General features: G+C 76.4%; 10 protein-coding genes. 5 read left to right on the top strand and 5 right to left on the bottom strand.

Translation table 11 applies throughout. From position 1 onward, the window contains the following. Positions 1-701: LysR family substrate-binding domain-containing protein (locus tag N866_RS13060; RefSeq protein ID WP_052023030.1), on the bottom strand; the 701-nt coding region annotated here is incomplete at its 3' end. 123 nt (positions 702-824) lie between these two features. On the opposite strand from N866_RS13060, the gene N866_RS13055 reads away from it, so the two are divergent. Continuing rightward, complete coding sequence (locus tag N866_RS13055; RefSeq protein ID WP_034227024.1) at positions 825-1181, top strand: DUF5997 family protein; 357 nt, start codon at positions 825-827, stop codon at positions 1179-1181. A 15-nt stretch (positions 1182-1196) separates the two neighbouring features. Here N866_RS13055 and N866_RS13050 read toward each other — a convergent pair whose 3' ends face one another. Both N866_RS13050 and N866_RS13045 read right to left on the bottom strand, forming a co-directional pair. Continuing rightward, positions 1197-1613: a hypothetical protein gene (locus N866_RS13050; protein WP_034227017.1), complete on the bottom strand. Its 417-nt coding sequence runs from the start codon at positions 1611-1613 to the stop codon at positions 1197-1199. Positions 1614-1709: 96 nt separating this feature from the next. Further along, positions 1710-2006: a hypothetical protein gene (locus N866_RS13045; protein ID WP_034227016.1), complete on the bottom strand. Its 297-nt coding sequence runs from the start codon at positions 2004-2006 to the stop codon at positions 1710-1712. A 129-nt stretch (positions 2007-2135) separates the two neighbouring features. Here N866_RS13045 and N866_RS22610 point away from each other — a divergent pair, with 129 nt between their 5' ends. The 4 genes from N866_RS22610 (at position 2136) to N866_RS13030 (ending at position 7108) form a co-directional block, all read left to right on the top strand. After that, the gene (locus tag N866_RS22610) at positions 2136-2270 is read left to right on the top strand and encodes a hypothetical protein (protein WP_281173248.1); all 135 of its coding nucleotides are present in this window, start codon (positions 2136-2138) and stop codon (positions 2268-2270) included. Next, complete coding sequence (locus N866_RS13040) at positions 2267-3061, top strand: DMT family transporter (protein ID WP_034227014.1); 795 nt, start codon at positions 2267-2269, stop codon at positions 3059-3061. The genes N866_RS22610 and N866_RS13040 overlap by 4 nt, the downstream gene beginning before the upstream one ends. Beyond that, positions 3058-3885: a DUF6390 family protein gene (locus N866_RS13035; RefSeq protein WP_155855361.1), complete on the top strand. Its 828-nt coding sequence runs from the start codon at positions 3058-3060 to the stop codon at positions 3883-3885. The genes N866_RS13040 and N866_RS13035 overlap by 4 nt, the downstream gene beginning before the upstream one ends. 178 nt (positions 3886-4063) lie before the next feature. Then, positions 4064-7108 (top strand): S8 family serine peptidase, encoded by a 3045-nt coding sequence (locus N866_RS13030; RefSeq protein ID WP_081802631.1) that lies wholly within the window; start codon positions 4064-4066, stop codon positions 7106-7108. A 129-nt stretch (positions 7109-7237) separates the two neighbouring features. On the opposite strand, the gene N866_RS19980 is transcribed toward N866_RS13030, so the two are convergent. Then, a complete protein-coding gene (locus tag N866_RS19980; RefSeq protein ID WP_155855360.1) occupies positions 7238-7756 on the bottom strand; it encodes a hypothetical protein in 519 nt (172 codons plus the stop codon). Between the two features lie 27 nt (positions 7757-7783). Further along, positions 7784-9411, bottom strand: a 1628-nt coding sequence (locus N866_RS13020) for a bifunctional 3'-5' exonuclease/DNA polymerase (protein ID WP_034227012.1), incomplete at its 5' end; no start/stop codon positions are given.

The following is a 9411-nucleotide window of genomic DNA, read 5'->3' as shown; positions in this document are numbered from 1 at the left end:
CCGGCACCCCCGGCACCCCTGCCGCCGGACCGGCCCGGCGGCTCCGCGGCCGGCTCCGGCGCCGGCTCCCGCGAGCTGTTCGCGGTGCGGCCCCGCACGATGCCGACGAACGTCTCGATGTCCGGCGACGTCCGGTCGGTGACCCAGGCGAGGTGCACCGTGGACGTCGGCGCGTCGGTGACCGGCCGGTAGCGCAGGTCGGTGCGGTCGTGCAGGCGGGCCAGCGACTGCGGCACGACGAGGACCCCCGCTCCCGCCGCCACGAGCTCGACGGCCTCCGCCGTCGTGGGTGGCACGGGCAGGAGGCTCGCCTCCCCCGGGGGGTCGACCCAGCCGAGCACGTCGTCGGCGGGGACGAGCAGCGTCTCGTCGGCGAGGTCGGCGGCGGTGACCTCCTCGGCGGCCGTCAGCAGGTGCCCCTTCGGCACGACGACGACGCTCGCCTCCGTGTACAGCGGGATCGCGCTGAGGCCGTCCGGGCGCTCGGCCAGCCGCACGAGGCCGACGTCGGCCCGGCCCTCCCGCAGGACGGTGACCTGGTCGTGCACCGTGGCGTGGACGAGCTCCAGCGGCGTGCCGGGGCGGCGGTCCCCCCAGGTGCGGACCCAGCGCCCGGGCGTCGTGCCGGGCACGAGGAGCAGCCGGAGTGCGGGACGTCCCGCGATGCCGGAGCCGTCCGGCGGCGGGGTCTCGTGGTCCATCGGGGCTCCCTTGACGCGTCCGGCCGGGCGCCGCCCACGCTACCGGGGCCGGTGCCCCCCGCCCGCCCGTATCCTGGCGCCGTGACCGACACCCCCGCGAGGCGCGAGCGCCAGCCCCAGTCCATGAAGGCGTCGACGGCGGCGGCGAAGCTCGAGATCTACCTGCCCGCGGCGCCGGAGGAGTTCCAGGGCTCCACCGTGACGCGTGAGGAGCTCGCGGCCCTGCAGCAGGACCCGCCGCCGTGGCTGGTCGAGCTCCGGAAGAACGGTCCGCACCCGCGCTCCGTCGTGGCGGCGCGGCTGCGCGTCTCGACGAGCGGCCTCGCCCGCGCCGGCGTGACCCAGCCGCTGACGACGGCGGAGCTCGAGGCCCTGCAGGCCGCGCCGCCCGCATGGCTGCTGCGCGAGCGCCGGGTCTTCAAGGACGTCCGGGCGCAGGAGCAGCGCCTGCGGGAGCGGGACGCGGCCGAAGGGCGCTGAGCAGCCGCGCCGGTCTCAGGGCGCGGTCGCGGCGGCCGTCCGCGCGGCGAGACCGGCGACGACCACCGAGAGCAGCAGGACGCCCAGCCCGAACGCCGACCCGAGGGTCGTGACCCCCGCCAGCACGCCCGCGAGGGAGACCGCTTCGAGGATCGCTGCGACCGTGGCGAGCACGACCCCCGCGAGGGCCGCCTCGCGCAGCGTGCGGGGCCGTCCCGCGTCGGCGCGCCGGCGGCCGGTGGCCACCCAGACCACGAGGGCCGCGGGGACGGCGGCGGCCACCATCGCCAGGGCGGTCGCGGCCCCGAACGGCGCGTCCTGCACCACCGTGAGGACGGTACCCCCGGCGACGGCCACCCCCAGCTGGAGGGCGCAGGCGGAGAGCAGGAGGGTCGACCACGGGCGGTGCCGCTCGGCGCTCGGCTCGGGCATCGCGCCCCCTCCACGTCGGTGCCCGTCGACCGGGCACGCCCGCGGGCGATCGTAGCGAGGCGGGAGCAGCCGGGGCCCGGCCGCGCGTCGGCGCCGTCAGGCGTCGGCCGCGACGAGCAGGAGCACGAGGCCCAGGACGGCCGCACCGGCGAGCGCGAGCCCGACCAGCGTGCGTGACCGCCCGCGGCCGGGCCGGGCGAGGATCGCCGCGCCGACCGCCCCGACGAGGCCGAGCGGCAGGAGCGTGGAGCCGGCGATGCGCAGGCCTTCCGGGACGTCGAGCGAGGAGTAGGTGAGCAGCGCGACCCACCCGACCGCCGCCAGGGCGAGCGCGCCGGAGACGAGCCCGACGGTCCCCGTCGTCGGCGCCGTGCCACTGGTCCTGGTGCTCATCGTGGACCTCCCTCGTCCTCCATGATCGTGCGGTCCGCGCAGGGGTGGCAGGGCCGAAGGACCCCTGCATGCCCTTGGTCCCTGGCGCCCCTCACGGTGCAGCGGTTCGGTGGGTCCTGGGAGGCGGCCATGGGCAGGCACGCACAGGTCATCGACGTCGAGGGTCTCCAGAGCCTGATCGAGGCGCTGGCATCCCGCGGCTTCACGGTCATGGGGCCGCGGGTCCGCGACGGCGCCGTGGTGCTCGCGCCGGCACCACGGTGAAGAACCTCGTCGCGGCCGTGGTCCTCGTGGGCGTCGTCGCCGCTGGCGGCCGCGCCGGCGCACGTCTGACCCGGCCGACCGTCCGCCGCGAGTGGGTCGGCCTCGGGGTCGTCGCCGTCGTCGGCGGCAGCGTGCCGTTCGTCCTGTTCTTCGAGGGGCTCGCCCGGGCGTCGTCGGGCCAGTCCGCGGTCATCCACAAGACGCTGCTCGTCTGGGTGGCCCTGCTCGCCGTCCCGCTGCTGCGCGAGCGTCTGACGGCCTGGCACGGCATCGCCGTCCTGCTGCTCGTGGTCGCTCAGGTCGGGCTGGTGGGCGGCGTGCCCAGCGCGCTCGCCTCCGGCGAGCTCATGATCCTCGGTGCGACGCTGCTGTGGTCGGTCGAGGTGGTGCTGGCCAAGCGGCTGCTGGCCGGCCTGTCGTCCTGGACGCTCGGCGTCGCCCGGATGGCCGGGGGGTCCGTCGTGCTCGTCGTGTGGTCCGCCACGCAGGGTCACCTCGCCGGCCTCGGCGCCGTCGAGGCCGCGGGCTGGGGCTGGGCGCTGCTCACCGGTGTCGTCCTCGCCGGGTACGTCGCCACGTGGTTCGGGGCGCTGGCCCGGGCCCAGGCCGTCGACGTCACCGCGGTGCTCGTGCTGGCCGCCCCCATCACGGCGGTGCTCTCCGCCGTGGTCGACGGCACGGCCCTGGGCCCGCAGGCCCTGTGGCTGCTCATGGTCGTGGCCGGTGCGGCCCTGGTGAGCCGGCAGGTGTGGGTGCGTCCCGCCCTGCCCGCGGTGGTGCCCGCGACGTGAGCGCCGCGCGCACGGCCGCCGTCGGCGGCTCCGTCGGGGGCCCCGACGGCGGGCCGCTGCTGTTCGCGCGCTACGCCTACCCGCCCAACGAGCTGGGCTACTGCGGCCCGGACGCCTCCCGCGAGCTGCTCGAGCGCGCGAGCGCGGCGACCGCGGGAGGCGTCCCGGACGACGGCGGCCTGCGACTCCAGGCACGCGGGTTCGAGGGCGCGTGGCCCTACCTCGAGCTCATCGCCCACGCCCACGGGCTGGCCGACCCGCTGGACCGGCGGGTGGTCGAGGCGTACTGGGTGGGCAACGACCTGCTGCGCGGGGTGAGCCGTGCCGCCCTCGGGGCGTGCCTCGAGGACCGGTTCCGGCCCCGCGGGCGCGCGGCGTGGGAGGGCGTCGCCGGGGCCGTGGGGGGACCCGGACGGGCGGTGCCGCACCACAGCTTCCACGTGCTGGCGGTGTACCCCTGGGTCGGGCTGCTGCGCTCCGGCCTGCGGGACGAGGCGCTCCGCGTCCTCGACCGCTGCCGCATCCGCTGGGGCCGCGTGCTCGAGGTGTCCGGGGGCCACGCCGTCATCCGCTCCCGCCCCCTGGTGTGGGACGGTCACCGGCTCGGCGAAGGACCGCCCGTCGTGGAGCGGGTGGTCACGCGCGTGGACGGGTACGGGCTCGCGCCGGCGCTCGCGCCGGGGGACTGGTGCTCGGCGCACTGGGACTGGGCGTGCGACCGCCTGGACCACCGCGGTGTGGCCGCGCTGCGCTCGTGGACGCGGCACCAGCTCGCCGTGATCGACGGCCTCGAGCGGCCGGCCCCGGCGCGGGTGCTCGCGTAGCCCGGAGCGCGCTCGAGGCGCTCCGCACCCGTCGGGGCGCCACGAAACAAGGAATTCACACGGGACTTTCCGTGCAGAACAGGGCACAACGGACAAGGGGTACTTGGCGGTAACATCCTGGGGTGGTCCAATACAGCCTGCTGTGACACTCAGTCACAGTTCGAGGTATGGGGGTCACATGTCACGCAGGACGATGGCCGCAGCAGTCGCGGCCTCGGTCGCGATCGTGGGGGCAGCGTTGCCCGCCACGGCGCAGGTGGGCGCCACGAGCGCTCCCGTCACCACACCGCCCGCCGTGGCGGACGAGAGGGCCACGATCACCCCGGCGCAGGAGCAGGAGCTCGTGCAGGGCCGGTACGTCGTCCTCATGAAGGGCGACCCCGTGGTCGCCTACGCCGGGGGCGTCCCCGGCATCGCCGCGACGAAGCCCGCCGAGGGCGAGGGCGTCACCGCCGACAGCGCGTCCGTGCGCGAGTACGTCCAGCACCTCAGGGCCGAGCGCAAGGAGGCGCGGAAGGCCGCGGCCGTCCCCGAGGCGGCGGTGGAGACCGAGTACAGCTTCGCGGTGAACGGGTTCACCGCCGAGCTCACCGAGGAGCAGGTGCAGCGGCTCGCCAAGCAGGAGGGCGTCCTCGCGGTGCGCCCCGACACGCTGCAGCAGCCGCAGACCGACGCCTCCGGCGAGTTCCTGGGGCTGACCGGCCCCGGCGCCGCGTGGGCCGAGGGGTACACCGGCGAGGGCGTCGTCGTCGGCGTCATCGACACCGGCATCTGGCCCGAGCACCCGTCCTTCGCCGACGACGGCACCTACCCGGACCCCGTGGGTGTCGCCGAGGGCATCCCGTGCGAGTTCGGGACCACGCCCGGCAACGAGGACGACGCACCGTTCGAGTGCAACAACAAGCTCCTCGGCGCGCGGGACATGCGCGTCGCCTACAACAGCGTCGTGGGCCCGGAGCTCTACGACTCCGCCCGGGACGCGGACGGCCACGGCACGCACGTCGCCTCCACCGCGGCCGGCAACGCGGGCGTCCAGGCCGAGGTGCTGGGCTCGCAGATCGGTGCCGTCAGCGGCGTCGCACCCCGCGCCCAGGTCGTCGCCTACAAGGTGTGCGGTGACGCGGGCTGCTTCACGTCCGACCTCGCGGGTGGCATCGACCAGGCCGTCGCGGACGGCGTCGACGTCATCAACTACTCCATCGGCGGGGGCGCCGGACCGGTCGGCCCGGACGACCTCGCGTTCCTCTTCGCCAACCAGGCGGGGATCTTCGTCGCGACCTCGGCCGGCAACGACGGCCCGGCGCCCGGGACGGTCGGCTCGCCGGCCGTCTTCCCCTGGCTGACGAGCGTCGGCGCGTCGACCCACGACCGCGGCTTCGGCGGCAGCGTGACGCTCGGTGACGGGCGGACCTTCGACGGGGCGACCATCACGGGCGGCCTGCCGCAGACCCGCGTCGTCGACGCGGCGGACCTCGGCAACGAGCTCTGCCTCCTCGACACCTTCGAGACCGACCTCACGGGCACCGTCGTGCTCTGCAAGCGCGGGCAGATCGCCCGCGTCGAGAAGAGCCAGGCCGTCTTCGAGGCGGGCGGAGCCGGGATGGTCCTCTACGACGTCAGCGACGACGCCGCGCTGGTCACCGACAACCACTGGGTGCCGTCGGTGCACGTCGGCCTCAGCGCCGGCCTGGCCGTCAAGGCGTACGTCGACGCGCAGGGCGAGGCGGCCACGGTGGCCATCACCGGCGGCGAGACCGTCGAGGCGCAGGGCTCCGTCATGGCGGACTTCTCCTCCCGCGGGCCCAACGCGGTCACGGCAGACGTCATCGTCCCCGACGTGACGGCCCCCGGCGTGAACATCCTCGCGGGCCACACGCCGACGCCGCCGCTCGGCGCCCCGGGTCAGCTGTTCCAGTCGATCAGCGGCACGTCGATGTCCAGCCCGCACGTGGCGGGGCTCTTCGCCCTGCTCAAGCAGGCGCACCCGGACTGGTCGCCCGCGGCGGCCAAGTCGGCGATCATGACGACGGCGCGCCAGGACGTGGTCAAGGAGGACGGCACCACGCCGGCCGACCCGTTCGACATGGGTGCCGGGCACATCGACCCGAGCGGCACGGACAAGGGCTCGGTGTTCCAGCCGGGCCTGGTCTACGACGCGGGCTTCACCGAGTACCTCGGCTTCCTCTGCGGCATCGAGGCCGACGTGTTCGGGGACTCCGAGGCGTTCTGCGGCGGGCTCGCCGCGGACGGCGTGCCGACGGACCCGAGCGACCTCAACCTCGCCTCGATCGCGATCGGGGAGCTGGCGGGCAGCCAGACCCTCACCCGGACGATCACCAGCGTGACCGAGGAGAACGCCGCTCTCACGTACCGCGCGCGCGTCGAGGCGCCGGAGGGCTTCGACGTGACCGTCAGCCCGGCGCAGGTCACCCTGCGCCGCGGCGAGTCGGCCACCGTCGAGATCACCGTCACGACGCGGGCCGGCGCCCCGGAGGGGGAGTTCTCCTTCGGCTCGCTGACGTGGCAGTCGCTGCGCGGCAACGGCCGGAACGCCAAGGCCGGTCCGTACGAGGTCCGCAGCCCGATCGCCGTCCGCGCGGTGGCGATCGACACCCCGCCGGTGGTCACCGGCACCGGGACCGAGGGCACCGTCAGCGTGCCCGTCGTGTTCGGCTACCAGGGCGAGTACGCGGCGACGGGCCACGGCCTCGTGGCGGCCACCGTCACCGACGGCACCGTCGGGCAGGACCCCGACCAGACGGCGTTCACGCCGGACGACGGTGCGGGCATCACGGCGCACACGTTCGAGGTGACCGACGCCGCCGTCGCGCGCTGGCGCCTGGTGGAGGGCACCTCGGCCACGGACCTCGACGTCTTCGTCGTCGGCCCCGACGGGGAGCAGGTCGCCGCCAGCACGAACGGCGGGACGGACGAGCTGGTCACCCTGACCACCCCGCAGCCGGGCACGTACACGGTGTACGTCCACGGCTGGCAGACGGGCGGGGCGACGATCTCCTACGGCCTGGAGAGCTGGCTCGTGCCCCTGGCCACCGGGGGGTCCCTGACGGTCGACAGCGCACCGACGGAGGCGACCATCGCCTCCCCGGGTGAGGTCGTGGCGTCGTGGACCGGCGCGACGCCGGGTGCGGACCACCTCGGTGCCGTCGCCCACCACCGCGGTGGCGAGCTGCTGGGCCTGACGCTCGTCGAGGTCACCGGCTGAGCCGGGCGTGCGGCTGAGCCGGCCGCGCAGCGCGACGGCGGGGGCGTCCCGGGAGGGGCGCCCCCGCCGTCGTGCGTCCTGGCCGGCGTCGGACCTCACGCCTCGGCGCGGAGGTCCCCCGGCGGCCGCTCAGCGGTCGGCGTCGGTCTGCGCGGGCGGCTCCGGCCGCTCGCACCAGAAGAGCCCTCGACGGCCGCCGGAGTGGTACTCGGCCGTCCGGCCGTCCACCTCCAGCACCACGAGCCGGCCCGGCGTCAGCGCCTGCGTGTACGCCATGCCCGGGACCGGGCAGCCGAGCGACCCGTCGCGCCACGTGACGGCGACGTCGCGGACCACCGTGACGGTGGACGCGTCCACGCCGAGCCGCGCGGCCAGGTCGGCGACGGCGTCCTCCACCGCGGCGCCGACCTCGACGGGCGGCGTGGCCGGCGTGGGACCGGGCTCGGGGGTCAGGATCACTGTGGGCTCCGTGGGTTCCGCCGGCTCTGTCGGCTCCGTCGGCTCGGGTGTCCCCGGTCCTCCGGGTGGCGGGGTCGTCCCGGCGGCAGGGTCGGACGGGTCGGTCCGGTCCGGGCCGCCCGGCGCGCAGCCGGCCAGCGCGAGCAGGAGTGCCGCGGCCGCGAGGGCCGCGGGGTACGTGCGTCTCATGGTGTCCCCCTTCCCGGCCATCCTGCCTCAGCCCGCCTGGTCGTACGCCTCCACGACCGCGACGTCGAGCGCGAACTCGACGGGGAAGCTGCCGAAGAGGAGCCGGCCGGCCTCGGTCGCGGCGTCGCGGACCGCCGCGGCCACGTCGCCGGCCAGCTCCTCCGGGGTGTGGACCACCACCTCGTCGTGGAGGAAGAGGACGAGGTGGGGGCGGGGGTTGCGTCCCCGCTGCGGCGCGGTGCCGGCGGGGGGCGGGAGGTCGAGCAGGCGGCGTCGCAGCGCCGCGATCCAGCACAGGGCCCACTCGGCGGCCGTGCCCTGCACGACGAAGTTGCGGGTGAACCGGCCGCGGTCCCGGCGCCGGCGCTGGGCCTCCCGGGCGGCCTCGGGGCCGGCGCCCTCGACGGAGGCGTCGCCCACGGACGCGCGCCACGCGCCGCCGGGCGGCGGACAGGTCCGTCCCAGCCACGTGCTGACGACCTCCCCGCGCTCGCCCGCGCGGGCGGCCTCCTCGACGAGGCCGATCGCCCGCGGGAACGCCCGGGTCAGCCGGGGCATGAGCACCCCGCCCGCGCCGGTCGTCGCGCCGTAGATGGCGCCGAGCATCGCGTACTTCGCCTCCTCGCGGGTGTGGACCGCGCCTGAGTCGACCACGCCGGCGTACAGGTCGGCCTGCCGCCCGGCCGCGGCCATGGCCAGGTCCCCGGCCATGGCCGCGAGGACGCGCGGCTCGAGCTGGGCCGCGTCCGCGACGACGAGCCGCCAGCCGGGGTCGGCCCGGACCGCGGACCGCACCACGGCCGGGAGCTGGAGCGCACCACCCCCGCTGCTCGCCCAGCGTCCCGTAACCACGCCGCCCGGGACGTAGTCCGGCCGGAAGCGGCCGTCGTGCACCCACTGCTCGCGCCAGGCCCAGCCGTTCGTGCTGAGCAGCCGGGCGAGCGTCCGGTACTCCAGCAGCGGCTCGACGACGGCGTGCCGGAGCGCGGCGATCTCGTGCCGCCGCGTGCTCGTGACCTCCAGGCCCGCGCGCCGGAGCGCGCGCAGGAGGTCCGGCTGGGAGTCGAGGTTGAGCCCGGGCTGGTCGAGCAGGGACCGCACGCGCGCGGCCAGCGCCTCCAGCCGTGCGGGCCGCTCGCCCGCGCGGGGCCGGGGGCCGAGGAGCTCCTCGAGGAGCGCGTCGTGCGCCGCGGTGCTCCACGGCAGGCCGTCGTGGTGCATCTCCGCCGCGACCAGCGCACCCGTCGACTCCGCGGCGACGAGCAGCCGCAGGCGTCCCGGCTCGTCGGCCCCGGCGACCGCCGCGAGCTGCTCTCGGAGCTCGGTCAGGCAGTCCGGACCGTCGCCGTGGCCGGGGTCGTCCAAGCCCGGGTCGTCGAAGAGGCTCGCCGGCGCGTCGTCGGCGTCCGGGACGACGGCGCTCGGCGTGTCCCAGGAGCCCGGCTCCGCTCGCGCCAGGACCGATCCGGCGCACCGTTCCGAGCGGCGCAAGATCGCGTGGACGAGGCGCAGGTCGTGGCAGCGGCGCACGCGCACGCCCGCGGCGAGCAGGGCCGGGTAGCGGCGGGCGGTGTCGTCCCACACCCAGCGCGGGGCCGCCGCGGCCTCGCGTCGTGCCACGACGCCGGGCAGGTCCGCGGCGGGGACGACCGTCC

Source organism: Actinotalea ferrariae CF5-4, assembly GCF_000603945.1.
Lineage (GTDB): Bacteria > Actinomycetota > Actinomycetes > Actinomycetales > Cellulomonadaceae > Actinotalea > Actinotalea ferrariae.
The sequence above is the reverse complement of the archived record's forward strand: the minus strand, read 5'-3'. Positions and strand labels throughout refer to the sequence as shown.

Coding starts and splice junctions, on each gene's coding strand:
- N866_RS13045 (WP_034227016.1), bottom strand. CDS start 2,006: ATGAGCACCAGGACCAGTGGCACGGCGCCGACGACGGGGACCGTCGGG.
- N866_RS13050 (WP_034227017.1), bottom strand. CDS start 1,613: ATGCCCGAGCCGAGCGCCGAGCGGCACCGCCCGTGGTCGACCCTCCTG.
- N866_RS19980 (WP_155855360.1), bottom strand. CDS start 7,756: ATGAGACGCACGTACCCCGCGGCCCTCGCGGCCGCGGCACTCCTGCTC.
- N866_RS13030 (WP_081802631.1), top strand. CDS start 4,064: ATGTCACGCAGGACGATGGCCGCAGCAGTCGCGGCCTCGGTCGCGATC.
- N866_RS13055 (WP_034227024.1), top strand. CDS start 825: ATGAAGGCGTCGACGGCGGCGGCGAAGCTCGAGATCTACCTGCCCGCG.
- N866_RS22610 (WP_281173248.1), top strand. CDS start 2,136: ATGGGCAGGCACGCACAGGTCATCGACGTCGAGGGTCTCCAGAGCCTG.